This is a genomic window from Mesorhizobium sp. M5C.F.Ca.IN.020.29.1.1 (assembly GCF_003997375.1).
Taxonomy (GTDB): Bacteria; Pseudomonadota; Alphaproteobacteria; order Rhizobiales; family Rhizobiaceae; genus Mesorhizobium; species Mesorhizobium wenxiniae.
Window position 1 is genome coordinate 1 of the sequence record NZ_RZSW01000111.1, and the last position, 13,974, is coordinate 13,974.

At 62.4% G+C, this 13,974-nt stretch carries 11 protein-coding genes and 2 pseudogenes; 6 read left to right on the plus strand and 7 right to left on the minus strand.

Translation table 11 applies throughout. From position 1 onward, the window contains the following. The 3 genes and pseudogenes from fumC to EOA85_RS11875 form a co-directional block, all read left to right on the plus strand. Positions 1 to 381: pseudogene (gene fumC, locus EOA85_RS11865) on the plus strand (class II fumarate hydratase); the annotation flags it as partial. 122 nt (positions 382 to 503) lie between these two features. Beyond that, positions 504 to 926: a DoxX family protein gene (locus EOA85_RS11870; protein ID WP_029354237.1), complete on the plus strand. Its 423-nt coding sequence runs from the start codon at positions 504 to 506 to the stop codon at positions 924 to 926. A gap of 166 nt (positions 927 to 1,092) precedes the next feature. After that, positions 1,093 to 1,515, plus strand: coding sequence for a DoxX family protein (locus tag EOA85_RS11875; RefSeq protein WP_127209541.1), 423 nt, complete (start codon positions 1,093 to 1,095; stop codon positions 1,513 to 1,515). 28 nt (positions 1,516 to 1,543) lie between these two features. On the opposite strand, the gene ppx is transcribed toward EOA85_RS11875, so the two are convergent. Beyond that, on the minus strand, positions 1,544 to 3,079 hold the full coding sequence (ppx, locus tag EOA85_RS11880; protein ID WP_127209542.1) for an exopolyphosphatase: 1,536 nt from the start codon (positions 3,077 to 3,079) through the stop codon (positions 1,544 to 1,546). Further along, entirely contained in the window at positions 3,079 to 5,280 is a 2,202-nt protein-coding gene (locus EOA85_RS11885) for an RNA degradosome polyphosphate kinase (RefSeq protein WP_127209543.1), read from the minus strand. Before EOA85_RS11885 ends, ppx begins: the two co-directional genes overlap by 1 nt. Before the next feature lie 317 nt (positions 5,281 to 5,597). Between EOA85_RS11885 and EOA85_RS11890 the strand changes: the two genes are divergently transcribed. Continuing rightward, positions 5,598 to 5,843, plus strand: a complete 246-nt coding sequence (locus EOA85_RS11890; RefSeq protein WP_029354249.1) for a zinc-finger domain-containing protein — start codon at positions 5,598 to 5,600, stop codon at positions 5,841 to 5,843. Between the two features lie 16 nt (positions 5,844 to 5,859). Next, complete coding sequence (locus EOA85_RS11895) at positions 5,860 to 7,086, plus strand: FAD-dependent monooxygenase (protein ID WP_127209544.1); 1,227 nt, start codon at positions 5,860 to 5,862, stop codon at positions 7,084 to 7,086. A gap of 9 nt (positions 7,087 to 7,095) precedes the next feature. On the opposite strand, the pseudogene EOA85_RS11900 reads toward EOA85_RS11895, so the two are convergent. The 5 genes and pseudogenes from EOA85_RS11900 to EOA85_RS11920 all read right to left on the minus strand — a co-directional run bounded on the left by EOA85_RS11900 (position 7,096) and on the right by EOA85_RS11920 (position 12,147). Further along, positions 7,096 to 7,778, minus strand: a pseudogene (locus EOA85_RS11900) (TIGR02117 family protein). Positions 7,779 to 7,881: 103 nt separating this feature from the next. Further along, positions 7,882 to 8,685, minus strand: coding sequence for an amino acid ABC transporter ATP-binding protein (locus EOA85_RS11905; protein WP_065008990.1), 804 nt, complete (start codon positions 8,683 to 8,685; stop codon positions 7,882 to 7,884). Positions 8,686 to 8,706: 21 nt separating this feature from the next. After that, a complete protein-coding gene (locus EOA85_RS11910) occupies positions 8,707 to 9,864 on the minus strand; it encodes an amino acid ABC transporter permease (protein ID WP_029354255.1) in 1,158 nt (385 codons plus the stop codon). Positions 9,865 to 9,868: 4 nt separating this feature from the next. After that, positions 9,869 to 11,056: an amino acid ABC transporter permease gene (locus tag EOA85_RS11915; RefSeq protein ID WP_127209545.1), complete on the minus strand. Its 1,188-nt coding sequence runs from the start codon at positions 11,054 to 11,056 to the stop codon at positions 9,869 to 9,871. A gap of 62 nt (positions 11,057 to 11,118) precedes the next feature. Further along, on the minus strand, positions 11,119 to 12,147 hold the full coding sequence (locus EOA85_RS11920) for an amino acid ABC transporter substrate-binding protein (RefSeq protein WP_127209546.1): 1,029 nt from the start codon (positions 12,145 to 12,147) through the stop codon (positions 11,119 to 11,121). A gap of 445 nt (positions 12,148 to 12,592) precedes the next feature. Here EOA85_RS11920 and EOA85_RS11925 point away from each other — a divergent pair, with 445 nt between their 5' ends. Then, the gene (locus tag EOA85_RS11925; protein ID WP_127209547.1) at positions 12,593 to 13,762 is read left to right on the plus strand and encodes a cystathionine beta-lyase; all 1,170 of its coding nucleotides are present in this window, start codon (positions 12,593 to 12,595) and stop codon (positions 13,760 to 13,762) included. The last annotated feature ends 212 nt before the right edge of the window (positions 13,763 to 13,974 follow it).

The following is a 13,974-nucleotide window of genomic DNA, read 5'->3' on the forward strand; positions in this document are numbered from 1 at the left end:
ATCCAGGTGTTCGGCAACAATGCCGCACTGACCTTCGCCGGCAGCCAGGGCCATTTCGAGCTCAACGTCTATAACCCGCTGATGGCCTATAATTTCCTGCAATCGGTGCAGCTGCTCGCCGACGCCTCCATCTCGTTCACCGACAATTGCGTCGCGGGTATTGAGGCGCGGGAAGAGAACATCAAGGCCGCACTCGACCGCTCGCTGATGCTGGTGACGGCGCTGGCGCCGACCATCGGCTACGACAACGCCGCCAAAATCGCCAAGACCGCGCACAAGAAGGGCACAACCTTGCGCGAGGAAGCGCTGGCCACCGGGTTGGTCAGCGAGGCCGACTACGACCGCCTGGTGCGCCCGGAGGACATGACGCATCCGGGATGATTTTGAGCTGATCGCAAAAACGTTACTGCTGTGAACAATCTGTAACCAAATCTGCATCTTTGGTGAACAGTCGGCCTGCTCTATGTGGATGGGTAACGCAACCCTTCCGGAGAGAGCCCATCATGTCCACCAATACATCCGTTGCCGGTTCCGGCACCGTTTCCAACGCCTCGGCCACCATCCTGCTTGGCCGCGTTCTGCTTTCAGTCATTTTCGTGCTTTCCGGTTTCGGCAAGCTCACTGCGATCGCCGGCACCGCCGGTTACTTCGGCAGCATGGGCCTGCCGATGCCGACCGTAACGGCGATTGTCGTCGGCCTGATCGAGCTGCTTGGCGGTCTCGCCATCCTCATCGGCTTTCAGACCCGGATCACCGCCTGGGTGCTGGCAATCTTCACCGTCGCCACGGGACTGGTCGCCCACACCGGCTGGGCCGATCAGATGCAGATGATCAGCTTCATGAAGAACCTGGCGATTGCCGGCGGCTTCCTCGTGCTGGCTTCCTCAGGCGCCGGCGCCTATTCGGTCGACGCCAAGCGCGGCTGACGCAGGCTAATAACTAGTGCAGCAAGGGCGCGGAATTTTTCGCGCCCTTTTTCGTTGTCGATCTAACGACCTTCGATTGGCCGGGCCGAGTGGCCTGGCTCGAATTTCTGCTAAGATCGAGACGTCGGGGTGAGCCAACCGGCTGGCCGACCTCGGAGGTGACCAAATGCCCCGCAATGCGCTGCTACTGCTTTCCCGACTGCTGCTCGCCGCGCTATTCGTTCCGTCCGGCTTTCACGCGCTTAGCGACATCGCCGGCACATCGGGCTATTTCGCCGGCCTCGGCCTACCGCTGCCGACGCTTGCTGCCTGGGGCACTGGGCTGTTCGAACTGATCGCCGGGCTGCTCATCCTCGTCGGCTTCAAGACACCTGTCTTTGCGCTTCTGCTTGCCGCCTTCTGCATCGCGGCAGGCTTCATCGGCCATTATGGCCAGGGCAGCGACGACCCGACGCTCGCCTTCATGCACCAGCAGATGCTGATGAAGGACATCGCCCTATCAGGCGGCTTTCTGGCGCTGGCGATGGCCGGTGCCGGCGCGTGGTCGGTCGATGGGCGGATACTTCGGATCGGCCCTGAAACGACTTGACCGGCACAAGCTGTTTGTCTGAGCCAGATTACTTGGCTGGCATATCGGGGCCGCCCTCGACCGCCAGCACCAGCCGGCGGTTGGTGACCCTCGCCAGCTGTGCCAGCCGGCCGGCCGGCCGCTCGCCGTAAAGGTCGGCCAGCGACGCCGGCAGCACCAGCGCAAGCACGCCATTGCCGCGGCTCTCCCATTTCAACCGCGGCATGACGCCCGGCATCGCCGCCGTCAGCAGATAGACGACGCGCATCACGGCGGCCAGCACGCGGGCGCGCTCGATATAGCGTGGCGTCGTCAGTGCTTTGATTTCCGGCGCGATCGATTCGTTGAAGATGCCCTCATGACGGTAGGCGTTGGCCAGCGCCAGGAAGGCGCGGCCGGGATGGTCGACGCCGATGAAGGAAGCGTGGGCAATGATGTTGAGCGATTGCTTGCCGCGATATTCGGGATGTGCGCGCCAGCCGATGTCGGCAAGCAGACAGGCGGCCTGGCGATAACGCGCCTCGTCGACCGTCTCCTCGATGCCGAAGGCGGCGAAGGTCTTGCCTGTCCACTCGACAAGCTCATGCGCGTGGGTGACCGAGCGCGAACGCAGCCGGGCGAGTTCCTCCGAGGCCGAGATCAGCGGATCTGCCGTCTGCTCGGCTTTGTCGAGCAGCGAATAGAGGAAGCCCTCGCGCACGCCCAGGGCCGAGACGATGATCTTGGACGGCTGCATCGCCGCCATGATCTCCTGCAGCACGATGGCGCCATAGGGCAGCAGCGAGCGGCGGTTCTTTGAGACGCCCTCGATACCCCTTACCTTCTCGATCTCGCCCTTGGCGACCTGCTTGAGGAAGTTCGTAGCGCTGTCGATGCCGATCTCGTAATGGTGCATGACGCTCAGCGGATAGCTGGTCATTTCCATGTACAGCCGCGCGAGGTTTCGCCAGGTGCCGCCGACCGCATAGAACGGCCTGCCCTGCCCGCCTTTCAGCAGCTTTGCCCGTGCCAGTTCGTCGCGCGCTATCTTTGCCGCCTGGGCCAGTGAGTTCTTGGCCATGTCCTGCAGACGCAGGCCGCCCAGCGGCAGCGTGATGCCGTCGCCGATTGCCTCGCCATCGACGTCGACCAGTTCGAGGCTGCCGCCGCCGAGGTCGCCGGCGATGCCGTTGGCCGGGTGGAAGCCGGAAATGACGCCAAGCGCGGAATAGTGGGCTTCCTGGCGCCCGCTCAGCACCTGGACCTCGGTCTTGAGTACATCTTCGGCGCGGTGGATGAAATCGGGACCGTTGACCGCCTCGCGGGCGGCGGCGGTCGCGAGCACATACATTTGCTCGGCGCCGACCTGCTCGGACAGCGCGCGGAAACGCCGAAACTCCTCCATCGAGCGGGTCACCGCCTCGGGATCGAGCTTTCCGGTCGAAACGATGCCGCGACCGAGGCCGGCCAGCATCTTTTCGTTGAACAGCGCGGTCGGCGAGCGCGCCAGCCCCTCATAGACGACAAGACGGATCGAGTTCGACCCGATGTCGATGATGGACAGCGGTCGGCGGTCCTGAAGCCGGCCCTGGGACGTTGAAATCATCAGCCGGTCGCTGTGGCGTTTTTCTTGCGGCGCTTGAACTGCGCGATGCGCTTGGGCGCATGCGATTTCAGCGCATCACCGCGTCCGGAAAGGCTCGGATTGGTCATGAAATATTCCTGCGCGTTGAACGGTTCCTCGCCCTCCTCAAGCGTGGCGCGCCGGGAGGTTCCGTCAGCCAATACGTCGAAACTTTGCTGGTTGTCCATGATGTTGCCCAGCATGATCTGGCCGAGGACTTGTTCATGCACCGTTGGATTGGTGATCGGCACCATGGTTTCGACGCGACGGTCGAGATTGCGCGGCATCAAATCGGCCGATGAGATGTAGACGACCGCCCCGTCCGACGGCAGTCCGTGGCCGTTGCCGAAACAATAGATGCGGCTGTGTTCGAGGAAGCGGCCGACGATCGACTTGACCCTTATGTTTTCCGACAGGCCCGGCACCTGGGGCCTCAGACAGCAGATGCCGCGCACGACAAGATCGATCTCGACGCCGGCGCGGCTGGCGTCATAAAGCGCGTCGATGATGATCGGATCCACCAGCGCATTCATCTTCATCCAGATGCGGGCCGGCCGGCCTTCCAGCGCATGGGTAATCTCGTCTGAAATATGCTTGAGAATCCGGCTTCTCAGCGTGAAGGGTGAGATAGCCAGCCGCATCTCATCGGTCGGCTCGGCGTAGCCGGTGATGAAATTGAACAGCTGGGCGACGTCGCGGGCGATCGTCGGAGCGGTGGTGAAGAAGGACAGGTCGGTGTAGATGCGCGCGGTGACGGGATGGTAGTTGCCGGTGCCGAGATGCACATAGTTGCGCAGCTTGCCGTCCTCGCGCCGCACCACCAGCGACATTTTCGCGTGTGTCTTCAATTCGAGGAAGCCGAACACGACCTGAACGCCGGCGCGCTCGAGGTCGCGCGCCCAGCGGATGTTGGCTTCCTCGTCGAAACGCGCCTTGAGCTCGACCAGCGCGGTAACCGACTTGCCGGCCTCCGCCGCGTCGACCAAAGCGCGCACGATCGGGCTGTCGTTCGAGGTTCGATAGAGCGTCTGCTTGATCGCCACGACTTCCGGGTCGGCCATCGCCTGGCGCAGGAACTGCACCACAACGTCGAAGGATTCGTAGGGGTGATGAACGATGATGTCCTTCTCGCGGATGGCGGCGAAACAGTCGCCGCCATGCTCGCGGATGCGCTCGGGAAAGCGCGGATTATAGGGCGTGAATTTGAGGTCGTCGCGGGCGATGGCGACGATCTCGGAAATTTGGCTGAGCGCCAGCGGACCGGTGAGCACACTGATGCGGCTCGACGAGACGCCAAGCTCGCCGGCGACGAACTCGCGCAGTTCGGCCGGCATCAGCTTATCGAATTCGATGCGGATGACCGAGCCACGGCGGCGCCGCTTCAGCGCCGTCTCGAACAGGCGCACGAGATCCTCGGACTCCTCCTCGACCTCGATGTCACTGTCGCGGATGATGCGGAACGTGCCGGAGCCCTTGACTTCGTAGCCGGGGAACAGCTTGCCGATATAGAGGCCGACCGCTTCTTCCAGCGGAATGAAGCGGACATGACGCTTGCGGTCGGGCAAGCGAATGAAGCGTTTCAGCGCCACCGGCAGACGCAACAGCGCGCTCATCTCCTCGCCATTCCTGCGATGGCGCAATTGCAGGGCCATCGAGAAGCCGAGATTGGGAATGAACGGGAATGGATGCGCCGGGTCGATCGACAGCGGTGTGAGCACCGGAAACACCTGCTCCTGGAAATGATCCTCGAGCCAGGCCTTCTCGTCCTTGGTCAGCCCATCGCGGCTGATGCTCTCGATGCCTTCCTTGTCGAGCAGCAGCATCAGCGCGGAAAGGCTTTTCTGCTGGTCCTCCTGCAGACGCTCGACTTCGCGCAGCAACTGTTCCAGCTGTTGTTCGGGGGTGCGACCGTCCGGGCTCTTCAGCGTGATGCCTTCGCGAACCTGGCCGGCGAGACCGGCGACGCGGACCATGAAGAACTCGTCGAGATTGGCGGCCGAAATCGACAGGAAGCGGACACGCTCGAGCAGCGGATGATTGGCGTTCAGCGATTCCTCGAGGACGCGGCGGTTGAATTGCAGCCAGGAAAACTCGCGGTTCACGAAGCGGTCCGGGTTGCCGCCCTCGGGGCTCGCCACCTCGACAGTGGTGAATTCGCTCTGCACCGGCTTTAGTTCGTTCATGGTTCCTGCTCGTTTCGCACCCGCTGGCCAGAGCATCGCGCGTCTTTCCGGACGCGCAAAGGACGCTCTACCACTCTTAAGCTAGGCATGATCCCCAGCGAAACCGAATTCGGTTTTCGGGGCCATGCCTTAACCGGCTTAGCTTATCCTGTGACAGGCTTTTACGACAGTTTGATTTCATCGATCTTGCAAAGAGACAGCTTATGATCCAGATGCAATCAGGCTACAGCGCGGCGCGCCCTTGGACGCGCAAAGGACGCGGTGGAATTTTGATTTGCGCATGATCCGGGGTCATGCGGCACATGTAGGAGACGACGATGGCAGGCGGTTCCATTCCCCATTTCCAGAACGATGCGGGCTATGCGGCGATCGACATCGGCGTCAAGGAATTCATGTGCACCGGCGCCAACCCGCCTTTCGACCACCCGCATGTGTTTCTCGACATGGGCGACGACAATGAAAAGGTCTGCCCCTATTGCTCGACGCTTTATCGCTATTCGCCAAAGCTGAAGGCGACGGAAACGCAGCCTGCCGGATGCCTCTATATCGACCAGGCCGCCTGACGCGCACGCCATCCCCATGGACGACACCCGGTCCCGGCAGGTCGTTATCGCCGGAGCCGGCGTCGCCGGACTGACCGCCGCGCTGGCATTTTCCGAACAGGGCTATCTGGTGCGGCTGTTCGAACAGGCGCCGCGCCTCGAAGCGGCCGGCGCCGGGATCCAGCTGTCACCCAACGCAACGCGCATCCTTCGCCAGCTCGGCGTGCTCGACCGGCTGTTGCCGGCGGCGGTGCGGCCGGAGGCGGTCGTGCTCAGGGACGCCGCCACACTGCGCGAGCTGGCGCGGGTGCCGCTTGGCGAAGAAGCCGAAAGGCGCTGGCACGCGCCCTATCTCGTCGCTCATCGGGCCGATCTGCAAGACGCGCTCATGGCGCGCCTTGCCGAACAGCCGGACATCAGTCTCGTCACCGGCGCGCGCGTCGGCGGCATCGCCGCAGGACCGCGCCATACCACGGCAACAGTCGAGATTGCCGGCACGACGGTCGAAGCCGACGGCTTTCTGCTGATCGGCGCCGACGGCGTGTGGTCGGCTATCCGTGCTCTTGGCGGGTTTGCGGCCAAAAGCCGGTTTTCGGGCGAGCTTGCCTGGCGCGCTACGATCAGTGCAGACAGTGTCGCGGGAGAAGCGCTTGCGGCGGTCGGCGCCGCCAATTGCGTGACCGCCTTCCTGCATCCCGGTTTTCACCTCGTCGCCTATCCGGTCAGCAACGGCACGGCGTTCAACCTGGCCGCCTTCACCAGGGGCGAGATCATCGCCGAGGGCTGGTCGGGTTACGCCGACCCCAACATCCTCGTCGGCGCGATGCGTGGCACCGCGGCAGCACTGGCCCGGCTTGCCGAGGATGCCGGCCCGTGGACCGCATGGCCGATCCATACGGTCGACCAGGCACAGCCATGGACAACGCCCGCCGGCATCGCGCTGATCGGCGACGCCGCGCATGCGATGACGCCGTTTGCGGCGCAAGGCGCGGCGATGGCGATCGAGGATGCCGCAACCCTTGCCGGTTTTGTCGCCGCCTCGCCTGCCGATCCCTGGAGCGCCCTTGCCGCCTGGGAAAAGGTGCGGCGCCCGCGCATCGCCAAGGTCGCCCGCCGCGGTGCTGTCAACCGTCTCGCCTGGCACGCTTCCGGGCCGGTGGCGGTCGCGCGCAACCTGTTTCTGAGATTGCGCTCTCCGGAAAGGCTCGCCGCCGATCTCGATTGGCTTTATGGCTGGCAGGTACCGGAAACCGTCGGACACTAGTGCCAAGCATCAATTATAAATCCGCATCGACAGGTCGAGCGAGGCCGGCAGCGGATTCCACCAGCCTGTCCGCAGGCCGGCGATACGCAGAGCCGCCGCTGTCCAGGTGTTGCAGCCAACCAGCGCGTTGAAATGGCCGTTGGCTTCGTAGAAGCGGTCGAACTGGAATAGGCGGCATTCTCGACTGGGATGGGACCGTTCGGCCCTTGCTGGAAACTGGCGGTGATGAAGTCGAGCAGCGCCGCAAAACGCTCCTCGCTGATGTCGAAGCCGGCGACGTCGGGGTGCGGCTCGACGTTGCCGGCGACATCGATATGCATCACCGATGCGTCCAGTGTCAGCGCCTTCATCACCGGCACCGCCTTTAGTTCCGACCAGGTCGGCGTCTCCAGATAGAAGGCGCGGCCTCCCCAGCCGAAGACGATGTAGCGGACCCCAGCCATGTCGTCCGGAATGCCGCCATCGACCAGGAAATGGAAGCGCTTGCGCACGTCGTCATCGACCGGGACGGCGATATCGGTGTGGATCAGATTTTTCAGCACCAGGATGTGCCTGGTGGCTACGGGATCGGCGGCGGCCGGCGGCAAGAGCGGCCGTGGAATGAACGTGCCCAAAACCACGGCAAGCACGTTTGCCACCACCAGAATGGCGAAAAAACGCCCAAGCTTTTTCACGAGGGACGGCTTTTTCATGAGGGACGGCCTCGCAATCGGGGCGCAATCGCCGGCTGACGGCCCAGACGCAAAAGAGCCCGGCAGGATTTCGGCCGGGCTCTTTTGATTCGCGTGAGAGCGATCAGTGCAGGATCTGCGACAGGAACAGTTTTGTGCGCTCGTGGCGCGGATTGTCGAAGAACTCGGCCGGCGTGTTCTGCTCGACGATCTGGCCCTGATCCATGAAGATCACCCGGTTGGCGACCTTGCGGGCAAAGCCCATCTCGTGGGTGACGCAGAGCATGGTCATGCCCTCTTCGGCGAGGCCGACCATTGTCTCCAGCACTTCCTTGATCATTTCGGGATCGAGCGCAGAGGTCGGCTCGTCGAACAGCATGATGCGCGGATTCATGCATAACGAGCGGGCGATGGCGACACGCTGCTGCTGGCCGCCGGAAAGCTGGCCGGGATATTTGTTGGCCTGTTCCGGGATCTTGACGCGCGTGAGGAAGTGCATGGCGATTTCCTCGGCCTGCTTCTTCGGCGTCTTGCGCACCCAGATCGGCGCCAGCGTGCAGTTTTCCAGGATGGTCAAATGCGGGAACAGGTTGAAGTGCTGGAAAACCATGCCGACCTCGCGGCGCACTTCGTCGATCTTCTTGAGGTCGTTGGTCAATTCCTTGCCATCGACGATGATCTTGCCCTTCTGGTGCTCTTCCAGCCGGTTGATGCAGCGGATCATCGTCGATTTGCCGGAGCCAGAAGGGCCGCAAATGACGATGCGCTCGCCGCGCATCACCTTCAGATTGATATCCTTCAGCACGTGGAATTCGCCGTACCATTTGTGCATAGCGATGATGTCGATGGCGACGTCAGTGGTGGATACCTGCATCTTGGCGGCATTGACCTTGATCTCTTCCGCGCTGACTGCATTTTCTGTGGCCATGGAAGGTCCCCTTTTTTGTTCTTAGCGTTTGTAGCTGGTATCGAGCCGGCGTTCCGTGAACATCGAATAACGCGACATGCCGAAACAAAACATCCAGAAGACGAAGGCAGCGAACACCAGGCCGGACCTGGCCGTCTGCGGCGTTGCCCAGTTGGCGTCGGAAAAATTCTGTTTGACGACGCCGAGCAGGTCGAACATCGAGATGATTGAGACCAGGCTGGTGTCCTTGAACATGCCGATGAAGGTATTGACGATGCCGGGAATGACCAGCTTCAGCGCCTGCGGCAGCACGATCAGGCCCATCTTCTGCCAGTAGCCGAGGCCGAGCGAATCCGCACCCTCATACTGGCCCTTGGGGATCGCCTGCAGGCCGCCGCGCACCACTTCGGCCATATAGGCAGCGGCAAACAGCGAGACACCGATCAGCGCCCTCAGGAACTTGTCGAAGGTGACGCCGGCCGGCAGGAACAGCGGCAGCATGACGCTGGCCATGAACAGGACGGTGATCAGCGGGATGCCGCGCACCGTCTCGATGAAGATGACGCACAGCATCTTGACGATCGGCATCTTCGATCGCCGCCCCAGCGCCAGCACAATGCCGATCGGCAGCGACACGGCAATGCCGACGAAGGACAGGGTGAGCGTCACCAGAAGCCCGCCCCATAGCGGGGTTTCGACATGCGGCAGGCCGAACACGCCGCCAACCAGCAGGATGAAAGCAACGATCGGCAGGGCCCCGAAGAACAAAATTGCGTTCAGACCCTTGCGAGGCACCTTCGGGATGAGCAGCGGCACCAGAAGCGCCACGAACAGGATGGCGACCAGGATCGGCCGCCAGCGCTCATCGATCGGATAGCGGCCGAACATGAACTGGCCGAATTTGGCGTTGACGAAGGCCCAGCAGGCGCCCGACCAACCATCCGGCTGGATGCCGCCCTGCGCCACCGTGGCGCAGAACGTACGGTCGGTGCCGGTCCATTGGGCGTTGATGAAAGCCCAGCTGATCAGTTGCGGCAGGATCATCGCGACCAGCACGATGCCGATGATGGTCAGGATCGTGTCGCCGGTCGAAGCAATCAGGTTTTTGCGTATCCAGGCGCCCAGACCGCGCTCACTTGCTGGCGCCGACTGTGCCAGCGCCATTTCGACGCGGACGAAGGAAAGGTCGTGCTCCTGCATGTCGCTACCTCTCCACCAGCGCCATTCTGGCGTTGACCACGTTCATGATCGCCGACGTCAACAGGCTGAGCGCGAGATAGACCACCATCATGATCAGCACGCACTCGATCGCCTGGCCGGTCTGGTTCAGCACCGTGCCGGTCGTCGCCGTCAGGTCCGGGTAGCCGATGGCGATGGCCAGCGACGAGTTCTTGGTCAGGTTCAGATACTGGCTGGTCAGCGGCGGAATGACGATGCGCATGGCTTGCGGAATGACGACAAGCCGCAGAATCGATCCCGGCCGCAGCCCGAGGGCACCGGCTGCCTCGGTCTGCCCCTTACTGACGCCCATGATGCCGGCCCGCACGATTTCGGCGATGAAGGCGGCCGTATAGAAGGACAGCGCCAAATAGAGCGACAGGAACTCCGGCTTGACCTGAAAGCCGCCGGTCAGGTTGAAGGTCGATTGCTTTGGATAATCAAAGCTCAGCGGGAAGCCGCTCAGCGCATAGGCCAGCAACGGCAAGCCGATGATCAAAGCCGCCGATGTCCAGAACACAGGGAATTGCTGGCCGGTCGCCATCTGCCGCTGACGCGCCTTGCGGGCGACGAACCACGCCATGGCGATGCCGAGAAGCAGAGCGACCAGGATCAGCCAGGAGCCTTCGCCCCACATGGCGCGCGGAAAATAAAAGCCACGTTGGTTGAGAAAGGAGCTGAACGGCAAATTGATGCTCTCGCGCGGCGGCGGCAGCACCGAAAGCACGCCTGAATACCAGAAGAAGATGACCAGCAGCGGCGGGATGTTGCGGAAGACCTCGACATAGACCGTGCAGATCTTGCGGATCAGCCAATTGTGCGAAAGTCGGCCGACGCCGAGGATAAAGCCGATTATGGTCGCGGTGATGATGCCGGAGACGGCAACGATGAGCGTGTTGATGAAGCCGACCAGAATGGCGCGTCCATAGGTGGAATCCGACGAGTAGGCGATGGCGCTGTCACTAATGTCGAAGCCGGCGCGGCCCCTGAGGAAACCGAAGCCTGATGCAATGCGCAGGCGCGTCAGATTGTCGATGGTGTTTTGGACGATCCACCAAACCAACGCCACCAGCACGATGACGACCACCGCCTGGAAGAATATGCCGCGGACCTTCGGATCGTTGATGAAGGAGCTGCGGCTTGGCTCCTCGCGAAGAATTTCCTGCGATGCCATTCGACCATCCCCTGGAAAGAGAAACCGGAAGGCAGAAAGCTGCCTTCCGGATCACATTTCGATCAGCGGATCGGCGGAGCGTATTGTAGGCCGCCCTTGGTCCACAATGCGTTGATGCCGCGCGCGATCTTGAGCGGGCTGCCCGAACCGACATTGCGTTCGAACATTTCGCCATAGTTGCCGACAGCTTTGACGATGTTGACCACCCAGTCATTGGAGACACCGAGATCGGTGCCGATCTTGGTGTCGGGCTCAGTTCCGAGCACGCGCTTGATCTCCGGGTTGTCCGAGTTCTTCATCTCGTCGACATTGGCCTTGGTGATGCCGAGTTCCTCGGCCTGCAGCAACGCGAAATAAGTCCACTTGACGATGTGGTACCACTGGTCGTCACCCTGACGCACGGCCGGTCCAAGCGGTTCTTTCGAGATGATCTCGGGCAGCACAACGTGGTCGGCCGGGGCGCCAAGCGTCAGGCGGATACCGTAGAGACCCGACTGGTCGGTGGTGTAGACATCGCAGCGGCCGGCGTCGTAGGCGGCGTTGACCTCTTCCAGCTTTTCGAAGACGACCGGGTTGTACTCCATCTTGTTCGACTTGAAGTAGTCGGCGAGGTTGAGCTCGGTCGTGGTCCCGCTCTGCACGCAGACCGCCGCGCCGGAAAGCTGCAGCGCGGAATTCACGCCCGGCAGCTTCTTGGCGTTGATCATGAAGCCCTGGCCGTCATAATAGGTCACGCCAATGAAGTTCAGGCCGAGTGCGGTATCGCGGTTGATGGTCCAGGTGGTGTTGCGCGACAGGATGTCGATCTCGCCTGACTGCAGCGCGGTGAAGCGTTCCTTGGCGCTGAGCGGCGTGAATTTGACCTTGGTGCCATCGCCGAAAACGGCGGCCGCGACAGCGCGGCAGAAATCCGCATCGATGCCTTGCCAGTCGCCCTTGTCGTCCGGCGCCGAGAAGCCGGCCAGACCGGTCGAGACGCCGCATTGGATGAAGCCCTTGGCCTTGACGTCGTCGAGCGTGGCCGCCGACGCCGCCGAAGCCACCAACCCAAGCGCGGCGGCGCCCAGAATGCCGATTGCAATGTGTTTCATAACCCACAGACCCTTTTCTGTTTTTTTCAGGCGAACCTGACTTTTTCCGTGTGAACGCAGCTTCCGGTTCCGGCCCATTCCCGGAACCCCGCATCGCAACCGACGCGCCGCCTCCCATTCACGAACTGCATCGAAGGCGATTATTTCAGTGAGGTCAAGGGAAATGACCTAAACCGAAAGAGTTTGAAAACCAATTGCCGCAAATGCCTGAATTGCAGACAAACGCGCCTGGAAATTAGCCAGCCGTGCGAACAAAGCCGGCAAAGCCCGGTCAACGCAAATCGGGGGCTGGGCCGGCAAAACCCGTCGCTCGGATTTACGGCCCATGACTGACTTGTCGTGCGATGAATTGGCATATCCAAAGCCCGCCGGCTGGCGGGTGGCGAACGGTTGCGCGGCCAATGCCGCCGCACTATGGCTAGCGCTTCATCAGAGGCGAAGCGCAATGGCAAAAGACGGCAACGAAATGGGCATCAACACGCGGCTTGCCCATTCGGGCAACAATCCGCACGACTATTTCGGCTTCGTCAATCCGCCGGTCGTGCATGCCTCGACCGTGCTCTATCCCAACGCGGCGACGATGGCGGCACGCAGCCAGAAATACACCTACGGCACGCGCGGCACGCCGACCACCGACGCGCTTGCCGGCGCGATCGACGCGCTCGAAGGCTCGGCCGGCACGATCCTGGTGCCCTCGGGCCTGGCGGCGGTGACGGTCCCGCTGCTCGCCTTCCTGTCGGCGGGCGACCATGTCCTGATCGTCGATTCAGTCTATCACCCGACCCGCAATTTCGCCGACACGATGCTGAAACGGCTGGGCGTCGAGGTTGAGTACTACGATCCGCATGTCGGTGCCAGTATAGCGGCGCTGATCAAGCCCAACACCAGGGTCGTGTTCACCGAATCGCCGGCCTCCAACACGTTCGAGGTGCAGGACATACCGGCCATCGCCAGCGCGGCACACGCGGCAGGCGCGATCGTCATGATGGATAACACCTGGGCGACGCCGCTCTACTTCCGCCCGCTCGACCACGGCGTCGACATCTCGATTCATGCGGCGACGAAATACCCGGCTGGCCATTCCGATGTGCTGCTCGGCACCGCGTCGGCCAACAAGGCCTGCTGGAAACAGCTTTGCGAGACGTTCTACACGATGGGCTGCTGCGCTGGGCCGGACGATGTCTATCAGGTGCTGCGCGGCCTGCGCACCATGGGTGTGCGCCTCGACCACCATCAGCGCAGCGCACTGGCCATCGCCGGCTGGCTGGAGGGCCAGCCGGGCGTGGCGCGCGTGCTGCATCCAGCGCTTGCCAGCCACCCCGATCACGCTCTCTGGAAGCGCGACTTCTGCGGCTCGAGCGGCATTTTTTCGATCGTCCTTGCTGGCGGCGGCCAGAAACAGCAGCATGCCTTCCTCGACGCGCTCAGGATATTCGGCCTTGGCTATTCCTGGGGCGGCTATGAGAGCCTTGCCGTGCCGGTCTTCCTCGGCGACCGCGTCGTCGCCAAGGGCCCTTATGACGGCCCGCTCATCCGCTTGCAGATCGGACTTGAAGACGTCGACGACCTGAAAGCCGATCTGGCGCGCGGCCTCGCTGCGGCGGCGGCTGCTTGAGCGACGGCAGGGTCTTCCAACAGGCGCATCCTCGGCCTGATCATCTGCTGGCCGCAACGGCGCGCGCAAGCTGCAGACAAGCTGCTGGTCGAAGCGGTAGCGTAGTCGGGCCGCCGGGAAAAATGTTCGGGAACCTTTTCTCGGTTAGCCCGTCCAATGTTTCGATCGGAGGATTTGCTTTCGGTCAGGAGATTGGCTCGCGATGAGGAAAC